The sequence below is a fragment of the Pseudotabrizicola formosa genome (assembly GCF_002900965.1).
GTDB lineage: Bacteria > Pseudomonadota > Alphaproteobacteria > Rhodobacterales > Rhodobacteraceae > Pseudotabrizicola > Pseudotabrizicola formosa.
Genome location: NZ_PJOM01000003.1, coordinates 210295 through 227753 on the forward strand (window position 1 = coordinate 210295; position 17459 = coordinate 227753).

Genomic DNA, 17459 nt, shown 5'->3' on the forward strand with positions numbered 1-17459 from the left:
CATGGCAAACATCATTCTTCTGGGGCCTCCCGGGGCCGGTAAGGGCACGCAGGCCAAACGTCTGGTGGAAGAGCGTGGCATGGTGCAGCTGTCCACCGGGGACATGCTTCGTGCGGCCAAGACCAGTGGCACCGACATGGGCCGCCGGGTTGCCGAGGTGATGGAACGGGGGGCCCTGGTCACCGATGAGATCGTGATTGGTCTGATCGACGAGCAACTGACCAAAGGGGCTGCCGGGGGGTTCATCTTTGACGGCTTCCCCCGTACGCTGAAACAGGCGGACGCTCTGTCTGCCTTGCTGGCGGACAAGGGCTTGGCTCTGGACGCGGTGATCGAGCTTTCGGTCGACGATGCGGCCCTTGTCGGTCGTATCGTGAAGCGCGCCGAAGAGGCGCGGCTGAACGGTGAGCCTGTTCGCCGCGACGACACGCCCGAAGTCTTCGAAGTGCGCCTGCGCGAGTATTACAAGAACACCGCACCGCTGATCGGCTATTACTATGCCAAGGGCGCCCTCGTCTCCGTTGACGGGCTGGCAGAGATGGACGCGGTCAGTGCGGACATCGCGAAAATTCTTGACAAGGCCTGAAAAACCGGTCGCCGCCCTTGACGAGGGCGGTGTTTGCCCATAAAGCACAGCGTCCCGGCACGGAATCGTGCCGAGGTTTCCCATTTCCGGGAAGAGCATCATCCGGGTCATGCCCTGATGGAGTTGTGAAAAAAGGTTCTGGCACCACGGAACCGCAACATTGAAAAGGACACACGTTTGGCACGTATTGCTGGCGTAAACATCCCGACCCAGAAACGGGTTCCGATCGCCCTCACCTACATCACCGGTATTGGCCCCGCCAATGCTGAAACTGTCTGCGCTTCGCTCAACATCGACCGCGCCCGTCGCGTCAACGAATTGTCTGATGCCGAAGTGCTGGCGATCCGCGAATTCATCGATGCGAACTTCACCGTTGAAGGTGATCTGCGTCGGGAAGTCTCGATGAACATCAAGCGTTTGATGGACCTTGGCTGCTATCGCGGCCTGCGTCACCGCAAGGGCCTGCCGGTCCGCGGTCAGCGCACCCATACCAATGCTCGCACCCGCAAGGGCCCCGCAAAAGCCATCGCTGGCAAGAAGAAATAAGGGGAGCAGACAGTTATGGCACGCGATACCAAAGCATCCCGCACCAAGAAAAAAGAGCGCAAGAATATCGCCGCTGGCGTTGTTCATGTGAACTCTTCGTTCAACAACACCAAGATCCTGATTTCTGACGTTCAGGGCAACGCAATTTCTTGGTCGTCCTCGGGCACCATGGGCTTCAAGGGCTCGCGCAAGTCGACGCCTTATGCCGCCCAGATGGCCGCCGAAGATGCGGCACGCAAGGCTCAGGAACATGGCATGAAGACCGTAGAGGTTGAAGTGCAGGGTCCGGGTTCGGGCCGTGAATCGGCGCTTCGCGCTCTGGCCGCTGTTGGCCTGAACATCACCTCGATCCGCGACGTGACCCCGCTGGCGCACAACGGTTGCCGCCCGCCAAAGCGTCGTCGCGTCTGATTGACAGATATACTGTCGGGCCGTGCGACCTCGCACGGCCCGATTTCGGCATTTAAGGACCCTCGGGCGTCCCACCGCTTGCTGGACATGGGCAATGGGACAAGAATGGAGGCGACAGCATGATCCATAAGAACTGGCAAGAACTGATCAAACCGACGCAACTGGTTGTGAAACCGGGCGCGGATGCGGCGCGCGTGGCGACTGTGATCGCCGAACCGCTGGAGCGTGGCTTCGGCCTGACGCTGGGCAACGCCCTGCGCCGCGTGCTGATGTCGTCGCTGCAAGGCGCGGCCATCACATCCGTCCAGATCGACAACGTGCTGCATGAATTTTCCAGCGTCGCTGGCGTGCGCGAAGACGTGACCGACATCGTGCTCAACCTCAAAGGCGTGTCCATCAAGATGGACGTCGAGGGGCCGAAGCGCCTGTCGATCTCGGCCAAGGGTCCGGGCGTGGTGACGGCGGCGGATATCTCGGAATCGAACGGCATCGAGATTCTGAACCGCGAACATGTGATCTGCCATCTGGATGATGGGGCCGACGTGTTCATGGAACTCACCGTGAACACCGGCAAAGGCTATGTTTCGGCCGACAAGAACCGCCCGGAAGACGCGCCGATCGGGTTGATCCCGATTGATGCGATCTATTCGCCGGTGAAGAAGGTCAGCTACGAAGTGCAGCCCACCCGTGAGGGCCAGGTGCTGGACTATGACAAGCTGACCATGAAAGTCGAAACCGACGGCAGCCTGACGCCGGATGACGCCGTGGCCTATGCCGCGCGCATCCTGCAGGACCAGCTGTCGATCTTCGTCAACTTCGACGAGCCGGAATCGGCGAAGCTGGGCGAAGTCGATGCAGGGCTGGAATTCAACCCGCTGCTGCTGAAGAAAGTTGATGAGCTGGAGCTTTCTGTCCGCTCGGCCAACTGCCTGAAGAACGACAACATCGTCTATATCGGCGATCTGATCCAGAAAACCGAAGCCGAGATGCTCCGCACCCCGAACTTTGGCCGCAAGTCCTTGAACGAGATCAAGGAAGTGCTGTCGGGCATGGGCCTGCACCTGGGCATGGAAGTCGAAGACTGGCCGCCAGAGAACATCGAAGATCTGGCCAAGCGCTTCGAAGATCAATTCTGATAGCGGAGGGCGGGGTTAACCCCGCCCTACCCAAAATGCCCGGAGTGCCGGGGAAAACTGGCGAAAGCCCAAGGTGAGTGCAGCCGCACGTAGGCCGCACCGGACAAAGCAAAACACGCGTCTTTAGGAGATTTCCATGCGTCACTCGAACGGCTACCGCAAACTGAACCGGACCCATGAACACCGCAAAGCGATGTTCGCAAACATGGCCGGTTCGCTGATTGAACATGAACAGATCAAGACCACCTTGCCGAAGGCCAAGGAACTGCGCCCGATCATCGAAAAGCTGATCACCCTGGCCAAGCGCGGCGACCTGCACGCCCGTCGTCAGGCACATTCGCAGCTCAAGCAGGACATGCACACCGCGCGCCTGTTCGAAATCCTGGGCCCGCGCTACAAGGACCGTCAGGGCGGTTATGTGCGCGTGCTGAAGGCGGGTTTCCGCTACGGTGACATGGCGCCGATGGCGATCATCGAATTCGTCGATCGTGACCCGAATGCCAAAGGCGCTGCCGACCACGCCCGCACCGAAGCGTTCGAGGCAGAATAAGCCACCCGGCCACCCGGCCAGAGTTTCGCAAAGCCCGCCCCGGCAACGGTGGCGGGCTTTGTCGTTCCAAGTGGTCGTTGGATCTGCGCAAGCGGTTGAAATTGCGCAGCCCCTTGCCATATCGCTGTCACAACCGCGAAGGGATGCCCATGCTCCGCCTTGCCGCTCTGATTTTGCTCTGCGCCGCCCCGCTGGCCGCCCAGACCGAAACCCGCCCCCCGGCCAATGCTGCCGAAATCAGCCTCAGCTTTGCGCCCGTGGTCAAATCGACCGCGCCTGCCGTGGTCAACATCTATGCCAGCCGCGTCGTCGAGGAGCGGTTGTCGCCCTTTGCCGGTGACCCGTTCTTTGATCAGTTCTTCAACGGCTATGGCCAAAGCCAGCCAAGGGTGCAGAACTCGCTGGGGTCGGGCGTGATTGTCTCGGCCGATGGCATCGTGGTGTCGAACTACCACGTGGTCGGGCGCGCGACAGAAATCCGCGTCGTGCTGAATGACCGCCGCGAATATGCGGCAGAGTTGATCCTTGGCGATGAGGAAAGCGATCTGGCGATCCTGCGTCTTCAGGATGCGTCCGATCTCCCCGCGCTGAGTTTCCGGAACTCGGATGACGTAGAGGTCGGCGATCTGGTGCTGGCCATCGGCAACCCGTTCGGGGTGGGGCAGACGGTGTCTTCGGGGATCGTCTCGGGCCTTGCGCGCAGTTCGGTGGAACTGGGGCGCGGCTATTTCATCCAGACCGATGCGGCCATCAACCCGGGCAATTCGGGCGGCGCGCTGGTGGATATGCAGGGGCGGCTGGTGGGCATCAACACCGCCATCCTGACGCGGTCGGGCGGGTCGAACGGCATCGGCTTTGCGATTCCCGCCAATCTGGTGGAAACGGTCGTGGCGCAGGCGGTGGCGGGTGGCACGCGGTTTGAACGGCCCTGGGCCGGGGTGAACGGGCAGGCGATGGATGCAGGGTTGGCGGCGGCGATGAACCTGCCGCGCCCCGATGGTGTGCTGCTGTCCGATCTGCACCCGGAAAGCCCCTTTGCCGCCGCTGGCCTGCGCCCCGGCGATGTGGTGCTGTCGGTCGCCGGAGAGCCGACCAACACCCCGCAGGAAATGATCTTCCGCCTGTCCGCCCTTGGCATCGGGGCCACGGTGCCGGTGACATATCTGCATGAGGATGGCACCTCGACCGTCGATGTCACCCTGATCGCACCGCCCGAAACACCGCCGCGTGACCCTGTTACCATCACCGGCCGCGTCGCGCTGCGGGGCCTGAGCGTGGCACGCATCAACCCGGCGTTGATGGCCGAAATGAACCTGTTGATGGATGCCACCGGCGTCGTGGTGACGGGCGCGCAGGATCTTGCCGCGCAGGTGGGCCTGCGCCCCGGCGATGTGCTGCTGGCGATCAATGGCCGCGCCATCACGGTGCCACAGGATGTGTCCCTTGCCGCGCAAGAGCAGACCCGGCTTTGGGCCATCGACGTGAACCGCGGCGGTCAGATCCTGCGTTTGCGTTTCCGGCTCTAGCGAAGCCGGGCGCGGGGCGGTATCGTCACCTGATGGCAGATCTTTTTGACACCGCCGCCGCAACCCCCAAAGCCGAAGGCCCCCGGCCTTTGGCCGATCGTCTGCGCCCGCAAACGCTGACCGAGGTGATCGGGCAAGCGCATGTGCTGGGCCCCGAGGGGCCACTGGGGGCAATGCTGGCCGCCAGATCACTGTCGTCGCTGATCCTGTGGGGGCCGCCGGGGGTGGGCAAGACCACGATCGCGCGTCTGTTGGCGCAAGAGACGGATCTGGCCTTTGTCCAGATCTCGGCGATTTTTACCGGCGTGCCGGATCTGCGCAAAGTGTTCGAATCCGCCAAGATCCGGCGGCAAAACGGACAAGGGACATTGCTTTTTGTCGATGAAATCCATCGCTTCAACAAGGCACAGCAGGACGGCTTCCTGCCCTATATGGAGGATGGCACGATCCTTCTTGTCGGGGCCACCACCGAAAACCCCAGTTTCGAGCTGAATGCCGCCCTGATGTCGCGCGCGCAGGTCATCGTTCTTGAACGCCTGAGCCTTGCCGATCTGGAACGCATGATGCAGCGCGCCGAAAAGGAGCTTGCGCGCGTGCTGCCTCTCACCGGGGAGGCCCGCGAAACGCTGCTGGAAATGGCCGATGGCGACGGGCGGGCGCTGCTTAATTTGGTCGAGCAGGTGGCGGCGTGGCGGATCGACAAACCCATGGACCGCGATCAGCTGGCCACCCGCCTGATGCGTCGTGCCGCCAAATACGACAAGTCCGGCGAAGAGCATTACAACCTGATCAGTGCCCTGCACAAATCGGTGCGCGGGTCAGACCCGGATGCAGCGCTGTACTGGTTTGCCCGGATGCTGGAAGGCGGCGAAGATCCGCGCTTTCTGGCCCGCCGCCTGACCCGGATGGCGGTGGAGGATATCGGTCTGGCCGAACCGCAGGCCCATTCGATCTGTCTGGACGCCTGGAACACCTATGAACGGCTTGGCAGCCCGGAGGGCGAGCTGGCCTTGGCCAATGCGGTGGTCTACCTTGCCCTCGCCCCGAAATCGAACGCGGTCTATGTGGCTTACAAGGCCGCGCGGGCAACTGCGCGCGAGACCGGCAGCCAGATGCCGCCGCGCCATATCCTGAACGCACCGACGAAGATGATGAAGGACATCGGCTATGGCGCGGGTTACGCCTATGACCATGAGGCCGAGGATGGCTTTTCCGGGCAGGATTATTTTCCCGAAGGCATGAAGCGCCCGGTGTTCTATCTGCCCCCCGAACGCGGATATGAGCGTGAGCTGAAAAAGCGGGTGGAGTATTTTGCCAAGCTGCGGGCCAAACGTCAGGGCGGCTAGGGCGCGGCGGTGGAAGGGGGCAGACAGGCGCGTGCGGGCTTGGATCTTCCGGCGAAGACGGCACAGCGGGCGGGTCGGATACGGCGCGCACGTTGACAAATCCGTCCATCCGCCGCAAAGACCGCCTATGATCCTGACCCTGTCTCATGTCGCCCTTGGTGGGGCCATTGGTGCATGCCTGCGCTATCTGGTTAATCTTGCCAGCCTGCGTGTGTTTGGCCCGGGCTTTCCCTATGGGACGCTGCTGGTCAATGTGGCGGGGTCCTTCCTGATGGGGGTGCTGGTGGTGATGCTTGCGGAAAAGGGCGGACTGCGACTGGCGCCGTTTCTGATGACCGGCATCCTTGGCGGCTTCACCACATTTTCGGCCTTTTCGCTCGACACCGTTACCCTGTGGGAGCGCGGGCAAAGCTGGCTTTCGCTGGGCTATGTCGGGGCCTCGGTCTTTCTCTCGCTTGCTGCACTTGTGGCCGGCCTCCAACTTGCAAGGTCCATGATATGAGCGGCGTGTTAAACCTGACGGTGTCCGAAGATGAAGGCGAACAGCGGCTGGACAGGTGGTTCAAGCGCCGCTTTCCGCAGCTGACCCAGGGCCATGTCGAAAAGATGTGCCGCACCGGGCAGATCCGGGTCGATGGCGCCCGGGCCAAGGCGGCCGATCGTATTGCCCCCGGCCAGACCATCCGCGTGCCGCCCTTGCCAGATACCGAGGCCCCAAGCCGCTCACCCGAAAGCCGGATTTCGGCGGCCGATACCAAGCTGATCCAGAACGCCGTGCTGTGGAAGGATGAGCATATCATCATTCTCAACAAGCCTGCCGGCCTGCCGTCGCAAGGCGGATCGGGGCAGGGCGACCGGCATGTTGACGGCTTGGCCGAAGCCTTGAAATTCGGCTACAAGGAAAAGCCCAAACTGGTCCACCGGCTGGACAAGGACACTTCGGGCCTTCTGATGCTGGCCCGCACCGACCGGGTGGCGCGCGCCCTGTCCGAGGCGCTGCGCCACCGCAACACCCGCAAGATCTATTGGGCGCTGGTCGCGGGCGTGCCGCATCCGCGTCAGGGCAGCATCAAATACGGGCTGATGAAGGCCCCCGGTGGCGGGCGTGGCGGCGAGGGCGAAAAGATGCTGTGCATCCACCCCGCCAAGATGGCCGAATTCCCCGATGCCAAACGCGCCCACACCGACTTTTTCACGCTCTGGTTCCTCGGCACCCGGATGAGCTGGATGGCGCTGGAGCCGGTCACCGGCCGCACCCACCAGCTGCGCGCACATCTGGCCGAACTCGGCCACCCCATCATCGGCGATGGCAAATACGGCAGCTCCGCGCAGGAAAATATGGGCGATGGCTGGGGCGCGCAGGCGGGCGGCGAGATGTCCAAGAAAATGCACCTGCACGCCCGGAGTCTGTCAGTCCAGCACCCGATCACCAAGGAAATGATGACCTTTACCGCACCCTTGCCCGAACACATGGCACGGACCTGGAAGCTGCTGGACTGGAACGAGAAAGACGTGCCCGCCGACCCGTTCGAGAGTCTGCGGTGAGCACCTGGGCGGCAAAACGCTTCTGGGCTGCAACAGCCGCCGAACCCTGTGACGGCGGCTTCACCGTCCGGCTGGATGCGCGTCCGGTCAAGACCCCGGCCAAACAGCCGTTGGTCTTGCCGACCCTTGCCATGGCGCAGGCCATCGCCGCCGAATGGGATCAGCAACAGGGCCTGATCCGCCCCGACACCATGCCGCTGACGCGCGCGGCCAATTCGGCCCTCGACAAGGTCGCCCCGCACCCGGGCGGCGTGGTGGATGAAATTGCCAATTACGGCAGCACTGATCTGCTGTGTTATCGCGCGACGGCACCGCAGCCCTTGATCGACCGCCAGGCCGCAGGCTGGGACCCGGAGCTGGACTGGGCCCGCACGGCCCTTGGCGCGCCGCTGGCCGTCACCCAGGGCGTGATTCCGGTGCCGCAGCCCGAGCCCAGTCTGGCGCGCCTGCGCGCCCATGTGGCGGCGCTCGGACCCTTTCAGCTGGCAGCGTTGCACGACCTTGTGGCGATCTCGGGCTCGCTGATTCTGGGCCTTGCCGTCACCCAAGGCCGGCTCACCGGCGATCAGGCCTTTGCCCTCAGCCGAATCGACGAAACCTGGCAGAATGAGCTCTGGGGCACAGATGAAGAGGCCGCCGCGATGGAGGTCCTGCGCCGCGACGCCTTGCTCAACGCAGAGCGATTCTTGGCATTGTGCGGGTAACAATCCTGCCTAAAAGGCAGGCACAGCGGCGCAGGCCTGCCTGTAACAGCCTCTAAATCGTTAATTTGCAAAGATTTTAGGCAAATATCCGCGACACGCTTGACCTTTCAAACCGCTTCGGAGGAAACTGCTTCCACTGGGAGAGGCTCACCTCCACTAGTTTCGCCCCCGTCCGCCCATCAACCGGCCTCGGGGCATAAAAACGTCGGCACAATGCCGACAACTCAGGATGAGGTAAGAATGAAACAATCCGTATTCCTCGGCACCCTCGCGGCCACCACCCTGCTTGCAGGCGCGGCACTGGCGCAGGGCACCTCGACGCTTCAAACCGTCAAGGACCGTGGCGAACTGAACTGTGGCGTCAACACCGGTCTGGTCGGCTTTGCCGCCCCGGATGCAAGCGGCAACTGGCAGGGCTTTGACGTCGCCCTGTGCAAGGCCGTTGCCGGCGCGATTTTCGGCGATGCCTCGAAAGTGGTCTACATCCCGACCACATCGTCCGACCGCTTTGAACAGCTCACATCGGGCCGGATCGACCTGCTGATCCGCAACACCACCTGGACCTTCTCGCGCGACACGGACCTGAAAATGGATTTCGTCGGCGTGAACTACTATGACGGTCAGGGCTTCATGGTCCGCAATGATCTGGGCGTGTCTTCGGCCAAAGAGCTGAACGGCGCCACGATCTGCATCCAGACCGGCACCACCACGGAACTGAACCTGGCTGATTACTTCAAAGCCAACAACATGACCTATACGGCGGTTCCGATCGAAACCAATGCCGAGGGTGAACAGCAGTACCTGGCAGGTGCCTGCGATGCCTACACCACCGATGCCTCCGGCCTTGCGGCGACCCGTGCTGCGTTCGCAGACCCGGAAAACCATGTCATCCTGCCGGAAATCATCTCCAAGGAACCGCTTGGGCCTGCAGTGCGCCATGGCGACAGCGAATGGGGTGACGTGGTTCGCTGGACGATGAATGCTCTGGTCGCTGCCGAAGAATTCGGCATCACCTCGGCCAACATCGACGAACTGGCAACCTCGTCGCAGAATCCGGAAGTTCAGCGCTTGCTGGGCACCTCGGACAATCTGGGGGCGATGATCGGTCTGGAGGCCAACTGGGCTCTGAACGCGATCAAGGCAGGTGGCAACTATGGCGAAATCTTCGCGGCCACCATTGGCGAATCGACCCCGATCGGTCTGGCGCGTGGTCTGAACGCGCAGTGGACCCAGGGCGGCCTGCTCTACACCCCGCCGTTCCGTTGATCGGCTAAGACCTTGGGGCGCGCCTGCCCGGTGCGCCCCTTGCCAAACCGGACCTTTCCAAAAGCAAGAACAGGGTAATCCGCAGCGTCGGGGGAGCATCCCCACACACAAGGGCAAAGCCCGGGACCGCGCGGACTTCAGGGGAACATAAATGGCCGTAGTCACGGAAGAACCGAAAGCTGGCTTTCGGCTCGGGATGCTCATCTACGACACCCGCTATCGCTCTATTACCATCCAGATCGTCGTGCTGATGCTGGTCATGCTCGGCGCGGCCTGGCTGATCGACAACCTGCTGAGCAATCTGGCCGCGCTGGGGCGGGGGATCGATTTTGGTTTCCTGTGGAACCGCGCAGGCTATGACATCAACCAGACACTGGTGGAATACACCAATGACAGCACCCATGCCCGCGCCACACTGGTCGGGCTGCTCAACACCCTGCTGATCGCCTTTCTGGGCTGTATCGCTGCAACCGTTGTGGGTGTCATCGCCGGGGTGCTGCGCCTGTCCAACAACTGGGTGATTGCGCGGCTGATGACGGTCTATGTGGAAATCTTCCGCAACATTCCGCTCCTGCTGTGGATCCTGATGATCTACACCATCTTTACCGAGGCATTTCCGGCCCCAAACGCCTTCCGGGGTGAGACGCCGGCGGCGTCGATGGTGATGTTCGACACGGTGGCCTTCACCAACCGCTACACCGCCATTCCCTGGCTGATGTTTGACCGTTCGCTGGGCTGGCTGCCCCTTGGGCCGTTGTGGCTGAACCTTGATCTGACGGCGATCGTTGCGGCGCTGGTCGGGGGCTTTTTGCTCAACCGTTACATCCTGCGCCGCGCAACCCGCATCCAGGAAGCAACCGGCCTGCGGCCCACCACCTGGTGGCAGTGCATGCTTGCGCTGTTCGGGCCGATCATCCTTGTGCTGCTGGCCCTTGGCACCCATCTCGACAGCCCCAGCCTGCAAGGTTTCAACTTCACCGGCGGTCTGCAGGTGTCAAACTCGCTGGTGGCCCTCTGGCTGGCGCTGACCCTCTATACCGCCGCCTTCATTGCCGAAATCGTCCGCGCCGGGATCAATGCCATCTCGCGCGGCCAGTCCGAAGCCGCCTTTGCCCTTGGCCTGCGCCCGGGCCGCACGATGAACCTGATCATCCTGCCACAGGCGCTGCGGGTCATCATCCCGCCGCTGATCTCGCAATACCTCAACCTCACCAAGAACTCGTCGCTGGCCATTGCGGTCGGCTACATGGACCTGCGCGGCACGCTGGGCGGCATCACGCTGAACCAGACCGGCCGCGGGCTGGAGGCGATGATGCTCTTGATGCTGATCTACCTGATCGTCAGCCTGCTGATCTCGTCGGCCATGAACGTCTACAACAACCGCGTCAAGCTGAAGGAGCGCTGAGATGAACACCAGCACAAGCACCTTCGTCCGCACCGAAATGCTGCCCGAACAGGCCCCGCCGCTGACCGAGTCAGGGGCTGTCAAATGGGTGCGCGAAAACCTGTTTTCCTCTGTCCTCAACGGCATCCTGACGGTGCTGGGCGTGGTGATCGTGGCCTATCTTGTCATCGGCATTGCGCCTTGGCTGTCACGCTCGGTCTGGAACGCGGGCAGCCTGTCCGAATGCCGTCAGATCATCGCCGAACGCTGGGGTGAGGGCGTCACCGGCGCCTGCTGGGCGGTGATCCGCGAACGCTGGCCGCAATACCTGTTCGGCTTTTACCCGTCGCATCTGTACTGGCGCCCGGTGCTGGCCTTCGTCCTGCTCTGCGTCGCCGTCGCCCCGGTGTTGTTTGACAAACTGCCGCGCAAGATGCTGTGGTTTTCGCTGGTCTACCCCGCCGTCGGCTTCTGGCTGCTGTGGGGCGGGTCGGTCTGGGTTCCGGTCATGGCGGTCGCGGGCTTTGCCATCGGCTATGCCGCCGCCAAATTTCTGCAACCCGTCGCAGGCACCATCATCGCCGCCATCGCGGCCGTGCTCGCCCCGGTCCTGTGGTGGCTGTTCCTCGCCGGTCCCGCTGCCGATGCCCTGCAATCGCTCCTCCCCATTGCGCTGGAGAGCGTGCGCTCGCGCGAATTCGGCGGCTTCATCCTTGCCTTCACCATCGGCTTCACCGGCATCGCGTTTTCACTGCCGCTTGGCGTGATGCTGGCGCTTGGCCGTCAGTCCGACATGTTCATCGTCAACAAGCTGTCGGTCGGGTTCATCGAGTTCATCCGGGGCGTGCCGCTGATCACCCTGCTGTTCACGGCCTCCTTGCTGCTCAACTACTTCCTGCCGCCGGGCACCGATTTTGACATCATCCTGCGCGTCATCATCATGGTGGTGCTCTTCGCCGCCGCCTATATTGCCGAGGTCGTCCGGGGCGGTCTCGCCGCCCTGCCGCGCGGCCAGTATGAAGCCGCCGACGCTCTGGGGCTGGATTACTGGAAAGCGCAGCGCCTGATCATCATGCCGCAGGCGCTGAAAATCTCGATCCCCGGCATCGTGTCGACCTTTATCGGACTGTTCAAGGACACCACCCTGGTGGTCTTCGTGGGGCTTCTTGATCCGCTCAAGGGCATCACCGACGCGGTCCGCGCCTCCACCGACTGGAAAGGGATCTATTGGGAGCCCTACATCTTCGTCGGTGCCATCTTCTTCCTGTTCTGCTTCGGCATGTCCCGGTACTCGATGTATCTGGAATCCAAGCTCAAAACCGATCATCGCTAAGGGAGCCGGAACATGTCCGAAGCCACAGCCCTCGACTTGACTGCCCGCCAGATTGACCCGAGCCAGATGAAGGTCAGCGACGAAGTCGCCATCCAGATCACCCAGATGAACAAGTGGTACGGCACTTTCCACGTGCTGCGCGACATCAACATGACCGTCAACCGGGGCGAGCGGATCGTGATCTGCGGCCCGTCCGGCTCGGGCAAGTCCACCCTGATCCGCTGCATCAACCGGCTGGAAGAGCATCAGCAGGGCCAGATCATCGTGGATGGCACCGAACTGACCTCAGACCTCAAGAACATCGACAAGGTCCGGTCCGAGGTTGGGATGGTGTTCCAGCACTTCAACCTGTTCCCGCATCTGACCATTCTGGAAAACCTGACGCTTGCGCCGATCTGGGTCCGCAAGACCCCGAAGGCAGAGGCGGTAGAGGTGGCCATGCACTATCTGCGCAAGGTGAAAATTCCGGAACAGGCGAACAAATACCCTGGCCAGTTGTCGGGCGGCCAGCAACAACGTGTGGCCATCGCGCGGTCCTTGTGCATGAAACCGCGCATCATGCTGTTTGACGAACCCACCTCTGCCCTCGACCCCGAGATGATCAAAGAGGTGCTCGACACCATGATCGAACTGGCCGAGGAAGGCATGACCATGCTCTGCGTCACCCATGAAATGGGCTTTGCGCAGGCCGTCGCCAACCGGGTGATCTTCATGGATCAGGGTCAGATCGTGGAACAGAACAACCCGAAAGAGTTCTTTAACAACCCGCAATCGGACCGGACCAAACTCTTCCTGTCGCAGATTCTGGGGCACTGAACCCGGCCGGGCGGGGGGCACATCGGTCAGAAAAGGGCCCTCCGGGGCCCTTTTTTCATCTTGTCTCCCGCCACGGCCTGTCCGAAAAGCGGCAAGGGCGGCCAATGACAGACCCGCCGGGAAAGCATGACCACCATGGCCAAACCCCCGACCTCGCGCGTTGACAAGCTTCTGTCGTCAATGGGTTATGGCTCGCGCAACGAAATGCTGCAACTGGCCAAGGCGGGGCGCATCACGCTGGATGGCACCGTGCTGTCAGACGCCTCCATCCGCATTCCGGTGACACCCGATTTGCCCAACCGCATGAAGATCGACGGCCAGCCGCTTGATCCGGTGGCGGGGCTGGTCATCCTGCTGCACAAGCCGCTGGGCATGACCTGTTCACACAAAGAGGCGGGGCCGCTGGTCTATGACAGTCTGCCGCCCCGCTGGCGTCAGCGCAGCCCGGCGATTTCCACCATCGGGCGGCTCGACAAGCAGACAACCGGCCTGTTGCTGCTGACCGATGACGGCGCGCTGCTGCACCGGGTGATCAGCCCGAAGCGCCATGTCGCAAAGACCTATCACGCCCGGCTCGCCCGCCCGCTGACGGGCAGCGAGGCCGCGCTTTTTGCCTCAGGGGATATGATGCTGGAAGGTGAGGCAAAGCCTCTGGCCCCGGCGCAGTTGCAGGTGCTCTCGGAGACCGAGGCTTTGCTCACGGTGACCGAAGGCCGCTACCATCAGGTGCGCCGCATGTTTGCCGCCACCGGCAACCATGTCGAAGACCTGCACCGAGTCCGCCTGGGCGGTCTGTCCCTGCCAAAGAGCCTGTCACCCGGTCAGTGGGTGCTGCTGGACGAAGATCAGATCGCACAGATCTTCTCATGATCAAAGGCTGACCGGCTCTGTGCCGGGGCCGATCGCCTTATTCCGCGCTCTTGCCCGTTGCCTTGGCCTTCATCCGCTCCAGCAGCTCTTCCTTGCTGGGCCGCAGGTTCGGAATCTTGGTCGGGGCCTTGGCCTTGAGTTCCTTGCCCGGCTTGGCGCTGGGGTCCTTCTGGCGGCCCTGATCCTTGCTCAGTTTCGGGTTGCCTGATTTTGCGTAATCCATGGGCTGTCGCCTTGTTCCAGAGTCTGATCATGCGTCATGCCTGAAACCGGTCACCGCCGCAAGCGGTGCGCCAGGGGCTGTATCCGGTGGCAATCGTTAAGATTTCATGAAGATCAGAAGGTCAACCTATTGATTTTGCTACATTTTACACCCTGTAACACAGGGGGAAGCCCGCGGAGCCTCAGGCCATGATCTCCCGCGGAACGATGAAATCATCCACCACCCCTTGGCCAAGACCGACATCCTCCCAGGAGTCCGCCACAAAATCCACCACCAGCGTCGCGCCGGTCGGATAGCGGGCAAATTCCGGATTGACCGGGGCATGCGCCACCAGCCGGGCCGCAAATTCCGCAATCCCGGGGTTATGCCCGATCATCATCACCGTATCGGCAGACGCGTGGCGCAGCACCGCCAGCATCACATCCGGCCCGGCATGATAGAGCGACGGCTTGAGTTCCAGAACTGGCGTGGCGGGCAGGGCGGGCGCAATTCCCTCCCAGGTCTTGCGGGTCCGCGCCGCATCCGAGCACAGAACCTGCCCGGGCACATACCCCCGGCTGGCCAGCCATTGCCCCAGATCCGCCGCCGCCCCCCGCCCGCGTTCGTTCAGCGGCCGGTCATGGTCTGGAGTCAAAGGATCGTCCCAGCTCGATTTCGCATGCCGCGTCAAGATCAGGCGCTTCATTCCACTCTCCCCCCGATACAGACGGTTACCCCGCCCTGTGGAATCGGCCCATGTGATAGGCCGACTGTTCTGCAAGTCTTGCATAGCCTTGCGACACCGGGCAAGCACGGCGAACCCGGCAGCCCCCCGACAGACAGTCCGCGCCCTCAGGCTGGTTCAAAAAGGCGTGGCAGGCGGCCACGTCATACCCATGCGCGCCCAAAGCGCCAACGGGGCAGGCCGTCACGCAAGGTTGGGCGCAGCCGTCGCAAGGTTTGGCTGGAGGGGGCAGCTCCAGCCTGTCACGCAGAACCAGGGCCCCCCGGATGCTGACCATCAATCCTTGCGTCCCATGCACCAGCAGCCTCACCGGGCTGGCCCAGAGACGCCCCGTCCGCAACGCCCATTGATAGAACGGATGATACGGCGGGCCCCCAAAGGGAAAGCGCGCCTTGCCCCCCAGATCGCAGGCCAGCCGCCCGATCACCCGCCGCGACCAGTGGTCGACCGGATCATCCCCGCCCCATTCCGGCTGTGCCTTCAGATGTGGCCAGAACCCCGGCTCACGCGGGCCCAGCAGCACCACTGTGCGCGCCCAGGTCGGAAAGCTTGTCTCATGCGTGCAGTCAAACGCACCCAGCACCTCCAGAAACTGGGGCTCCAGCAGCGCGTTCAGACGGTCGAGGCTCAGCTCTGCCATTTGCACCCTTCCCAAAACCGCCAGACGGAGGCTCTGCCCTTGGCCCCGAAAGCCGTGGTCAGATCACCGCCGCACCAGCGGTTTCACCCGCGGTTCGGTCGATCGGATCTGGCTGCCCGCACCATGGTCGGTGAACAGTTCCAGCAGGCAGGCATTTGGAATGCGGCCATCCAGAATGGTCACTGCCCGCGTGCCCTGTTCAATCGCCAGCAGCGCGGTTTCGGTCTTGGGGATCATCCCGCCCGAGATCACCCCATCGCGCGTCATCTGGCGAATTTCATCGGGGGTGATCTGGGTCATCACCTCTCCGGCCGCGTTCTTGACACCGGCCACATCGGTCAGAAGCAAAAGCCGGTCAGCCTGCAAAGCGCCGGCAATTGCCCCGGCCGCCGTGTCTCCGTTGACGTTGAACGTCTCGTTATCCGCCATCCCGGTTCCCACGGGGGCAATCACCGGGATGATACCGGCCTTGTACAGATCGCGCAGCACCTGCACGTTCATCTCGACCGGGCGGCCGACGAAGCCCAGCTCGGGATCATCTGCCTCGCATACCATCAGATCGTCGTCCTTGCCGGAAATGCCCACCGCGCGGCCCCCGGCATCCATGATCGCCTGCACGATCCGTTTGTTCACCAGACCCGACAGGATCATTTCCACCACCTGCACCGTGGCCTTGTCGGTCACCCGTTTGCCGCGCACAAATTCGGAGGTGATGCCCAGCTTGTTCAGCATGTCATTGATCATCGGCCCGCCGCCATGCACGACGACCGGGTTCACGCCCACCTGACGCATCAACACAATGTCGCGGGCAAATTCCGCCATGGCGGCATCGTCGCCCATGGCATTGCCGCCGAACTTCACCACGACAACCGAGTCGGCATAGCGTTGCAGGTAAGGCAGGGCCTCAGAGAGCATCTTGGCGGTGTTCAGGGCATCTTGCATGGTCAGGGTCTGCTGTTTCATGGGGCCTCCGGGTTGGGGTGGTTGGTAAACCCTTTGCCGCAGCCTGCCAAGCACAGTGTCCGCTCTCGGGTCTGGCTTGTCTTTTCCGACCATAAGCGTAGGGTTTGGCCAGGCTCAAGGAGTAGGTCATGACCGAGCAGAAAACCATCGTCCTGACAGGGGCATCGCGTGGGATAGGCCATGCCACGGTCAAGCGGTTTTCAGCCGAGGGTTGGCGCGTGCTGACCTGTTCGCGCCAGCCGTTCGATCCGCGTTGCCCTTGGCCGGGGGGCGAGGACAACCATATCCAGATCGATCTGGCTGACCCGAACAAGACCATCGCGGCGATCGAGACGATCAAGAGCAGGATCAACGGCCGTCTGGATGCGCTGGTCAACAATGCCGGGATCAGCCCGAAGGGTCCGGATGGTGCCCGGTTGAACACGCTGGACACCGATCTGCGTACCTGGGGGCAAGTGTTTCACGTCAATTTCTTTGCCTCGGTGATCATGGCGCGCGGCCTGAAGGATGAGCTGGCGGCGGCCAAGGGATCGGTGGTCAACGTGACCTCGATTGCCGGGGTCAAGGTGCATCCGTTCGCAGGGGCGGCCTATGCCACGTCCAAGGCGGCACTTGCCGCGCTGACGCGCGAGATGGCGCATGATTTCGGGCCCTTGGGGGTGCGGGTCAATGCGATTGCGCCGGGTGAGGTGGAAACCGCCATTCTCTCGCCGGGCACCGACAAGATTGTGGAAAAGCTGCCGATGCAGCGGCTGGGGCAGCCAAAAGAGGTGGCGGATGTGATCTGGTTTTTGTGTTCCGACCAGTCCAGCTACATTTCGGGCGCCGAAATCGAGGTGAACGGCGCGCAGCATGTCTGACCGGCCGCGGCCTGCGTTTGCGGGCGGCAC

20 protein-coding genes are annotated in these 17459 nt (G+C 62.5%); 16 read left to right on the forward strand and 4 right to left on the reverse strand.

The genetic code is table 11. The features are described from left to right. Window position 1: 1 nt before the first annotated feature. The 15 genes from CXR43_RS12215 (at window position 2) to CXR43_RS12285 (ending at window position 14019) form a co-directional block, all read left to right on the forward strand. Window positions 2-586, forward strand: a complete 585-nt coding sequence (locus tag CXR43_RS12215) for an adenylate kinase (protein WP_103334363.1) — start codon at window positions 2-4, stop codon at window positions 584-586. A 177-nt stretch (window positions 587-763) separates the two neighbouring features. Further along, complete coding sequence (rpsM, locus tag CXR43_RS12220) at window positions 764-1132, forward strand: 30S ribosomal protein S13 (protein WP_103334364.1); 369 nt, start codon at window positions 764-766, stop codon at window positions 1130-1132. 15 nt (window positions 1133-1147) lie between these two features. Next, window positions 1148-1543, forward strand: coding sequence for a 30S ribosomal protein S11 (gene rpsK, locus CXR43_RS12225; protein WP_103334365.1), 396 nt, complete (start codon window positions 1148-1150; stop codon window positions 1541-1543). Between the two features lie 119 nt (window positions 1544-1662). Further along, window positions 1663-2679 (forward strand): DNA-directed RNA polymerase subunit alpha, encoded by a 1017-nt coding sequence (locus tag CXR43_RS12230; protein ID WP_103334366.1) that lies wholly within the window; start codon window positions 1663-1665, stop codon window positions 2677-2679. Window positions 2680-2815: 136 nt separating this feature from the next. Beyond that, the gene (gene rplQ / locus CXR43_RS12235; RefSeq protein ID WP_103334367.1) at window positions 2816-3229 is read left to right on the forward strand and encodes a 50S ribosomal protein L17; all 414 of its coding nucleotides are present in this window, start codon (window positions 2816-2818) and stop codon (window positions 3227-3229) included. A 143-nt stretch (window positions 3230-3372) separates the two neighbouring features. Continuing rightward, window positions 3373-4755: a Do family serine endopeptidase gene (locus CXR43_RS12240; protein WP_435530800.1), complete on the forward strand. Its 1383-nt coding sequence runs from the start codon at window positions 3373-3375 to the stop codon at window positions 4753-4755. 32 nt (window positions 4756-4787) lie between these two features. Continuing rightward, window positions 4788-6101, forward strand: a complete 1314-nt coding sequence (locus tag CXR43_RS12245) for a replication-associated recombination protein A (protein WP_103334368.1) — start codon at window positions 4788-4790, stop codon at window positions 6099-6101. Between the two features lie 127 nt (window positions 6102-6228). Then, a complete protein-coding gene (gene crcB / locus CXR43_RS12250; protein ID WP_103334369.1) occupies window positions 6229-6603 on the forward strand; it encodes a fluoride efflux transporter CrcB in 375 nt (124 codons plus the stop codon). Then, a complete protein-coding gene (locus CXR43_RS12255; RefSeq protein ID WP_103334370.1) occupies window positions 6600-7646 on the forward strand; it encodes an RluA family pseudouridine synthase in 1047 nt (348 codons plus the stop codon). The genes crcB and CXR43_RS12255 overlap by 4 nt, the downstream gene beginning before the upstream one ends. Beyond that, complete coding sequence (locus CXR43_RS12260; RefSeq protein WP_103334371.1) at window positions 7643-8350, forward strand: ATP12 family chaperone protein; 708 nt, start codon at window positions 7643-7645, stop codon at window positions 8348-8350. The genes CXR43_RS12255 and CXR43_RS12260 overlap by 4 nt, the downstream gene beginning before the upstream one ends. A gap of 240 nt (window positions 8351-8590) precedes the next feature. Then, the gene (locus CXR43_RS12265) at window positions 8591-9616 is read left to right on the forward strand and encodes an amino acid ABC transporter substrate-binding protein (protein WP_103334372.1); all 1026 of its coding nucleotides are present in this window, start codon (window positions 8591-8593) and stop codon (window positions 9614-9616) included. A gap of 151 nt (window positions 9617-9767) precedes the next feature. Continuing rightward, window positions 9768-11021 (forward strand): amino acid ABC transporter permease, encoded by a 1254-nt coding sequence (locus CXR43_RS12270; protein ID WP_103334373.1) that lies wholly within the window; start codon window positions 9768-9770, stop codon window positions 11019-11021. A 1-nt stretch (window position 11022) separates the two neighbouring features. After that, on the forward strand, window positions 11023-12333 hold the full coding sequence (locus CXR43_RS12275; protein WP_103334374.1) for an amino acid ABC transporter permease: 1311 nt from the start codon (window positions 11023-11025) through the stop codon (window positions 12331-12333). A gap of 12 nt (window positions 12334-12345) precedes the next feature. Further along, a complete protein-coding gene (locus CXR43_RS12280) occupies window positions 12346-13149 on the forward strand; it encodes an amino acid ABC transporter ATP-binding protein (RefSeq protein ID WP_103334375.1) in 804 nt (267 codons plus the stop codon). Window positions 13150-13284: 135 nt separating this feature from the next. Next, a complete protein-coding gene (locus CXR43_RS12285) occupies window positions 13285-14019 on the forward strand; it encodes a pseudouridine synthase (protein ID WP_103334675.1) in 735 nt (244 codons plus the stop codon). Window positions 14020-14056: 37 nt separating this feature from the next. Here CXR43_RS12285 and CXR43_RS12290 read toward each other — a convergent pair whose 3' ends face one another. The 4 genes from CXR43_RS12290 to argB form a co-directional block, all read right to left on the reverse strand. Then, window positions 14057-14242: a hypothetical protein gene (locus tag CXR43_RS12290; RefSeq protein WP_103334376.1), complete on the reverse strand. Its 186-nt coding sequence runs from the start codon at window positions 14240-14242 to the stop codon at window positions 14057-14059. Window positions 14243-14423: 181 nt separating this feature from the next. Next, entirely contained in the window at window positions 14424-14927 is a 504-nt protein-coding gene (locus CXR43_RS12295; protein WP_103334377.1) for a SixA phosphatase family protein, read from the reverse strand. Window positions 14928-14952: 25 nt separating this feature from the next. Next, entirely contained in the window at window positions 14953-15606 is a 654-nt protein-coding gene (locus CXR43_RS12300) for a ferredoxin (protein ID WP_435530801.1), read from the reverse strand. Between the two features lie 63 nt (window positions 15607-15669). Further along, the gene (argB, locus tag CXR43_RS12305) at window positions 15670-16548 is read right to left on the reverse strand and encodes an acetylglutamate kinase (protein ID WP_435530806.1); all 879 of its coding nucleotides are present in this window, start codon (window positions 16546-16548) and stop codon (window positions 15670-15672) included. Between the two features lie 149 nt (window positions 16549-16697). On the opposite strand from argB, the gene CXR43_RS12310 reads away from it, so the two are divergent. Beyond that, complete coding sequence (locus CXR43_RS12310) at window positions 16698-17429, forward strand: SDR family oxidoreductase (protein ID WP_103334379.1); 732 nt, start codon at window positions 16698-16700, stop codon at window positions 17427-17429. Window positions 17430-17459: the final 30 nt, after the last annotated feature.

Coding starts and splice junctions, on each gene's coding strand:
- CXR43_RS12255 (WP_103334370.1), top strand. CDS start 6,600: ATGAGCGGCGTGTTAAACCTGACGGTGTCCGAAGATGAAGGCGAACAG.
- argB (WP_435530806.1), bottom strand. CDS start 16,548: ATGCAAGATGCCCTGAACACCGCCAAGATGCTCTCTGAGGCCCTGCCT.
- CXR43_RS12310 (WP_103334379.1), top strand. CDS start 16,698: ATGACCGAGCAGAAAACCATCGTCCTGACAGGGGCATCGCGTGGGATA.
- CXR43_RS12265 (WP_103334372.1), top strand. CDS start 8,591: ATGAAACAATCCGTATTCCTCGGCACCCTCGCGGCCACCACCCTGCTT.
- rpsK (WP_103334365.1), top strand. CDS start 1,148: ATGGCACGCGATACCAAAGCATCCCGCACCAAGAAAAAAGAGCGCAAG.
- CXR43_RS12240 (WP_435530800.1), top strand. CDS start 3,373: ATGCCCATGCTCCGCCTTGCCGCTCTGATTTTGCTCTGCGCCGCCCCG.
- CXR43_RS12285 (WP_103334675.1), top strand. CDS start 13,285: ATGGCCAAACCCCCGACCTCGCGCGTTGACAAGCTTCTGTCGTCAATG.
- CXR43_RS12295 (WP_103334377.1), bottom strand. CDS start 14,927: ATGAAGCGCCTGATCTTGACGCGGCATGCGAAATCGAGCTGGGACGAT.
- CXR43_RS12275 (WP_103334374.1), top strand. CDS start 11,023: ATGAACACCAGCACAAGCACCTTCGTCCGCACCGAAATGCTGCCCGAA.
- CXR43_RS12290 (WP_103334376.1), bottom strand. CDS start 14,242: ATGGATTACGCAAAATCAGGCAACCCGAAACTGAGCAAGGATCAGGGC.
- CXR43_RS12245 (WP_103334368.1), top strand. CDS start 4,788: ATGGCAGATCTTTTTGACACCGCCGCCGCAACCCCCAAAGCCGAAGGC.
- rplQ (WP_103334367.1), top strand. CDS start 2,816: ATGCGTCACTCGAACGGCTACCGCAAACTGAACCGGACCCATGAACAC.
- CXR43_RS12270 (WP_103334373.1), top strand. CDS start 9,768: ATGGCCGTAGTCACGGAAGAACCGAAAGCTGGCTTTCGGCTCGGGATG.
- CXR43_RS12230 (WP_103334366.1), top strand. CDS start 1,663: ATGATCCATAAGAACTGGCAAGAACTGATCAAACCGACGCAACTGGTT.
- CXR43_RS12280 (WP_103334375.1), top strand. CDS start 12,346: ATGTCCGAAGCCACAGCCCTCGACTTGACTGCCCGCCAGATTGACCCG.
- CXR43_RS12300 (WP_435530801.1), bottom strand. CDS start 15,606: ATGGCAGAGCTGAGCCTCGACCGTCTGAACGCGCTGCTGGAGCCCCAG.
- CXR43_RS12215 (WP_103334363.1), top strand. CDS start 2: ATGGCAAACATCATTCTTCTGGGGCCTCCCGGGGCCGGTAAGGGCACG.
- crcB (WP_103334369.1), top strand. CDS start 6,229: ATGATCCTGACCCTGTCTCATGTCGCCCTTGGTGGGGCCATTGGTGCA.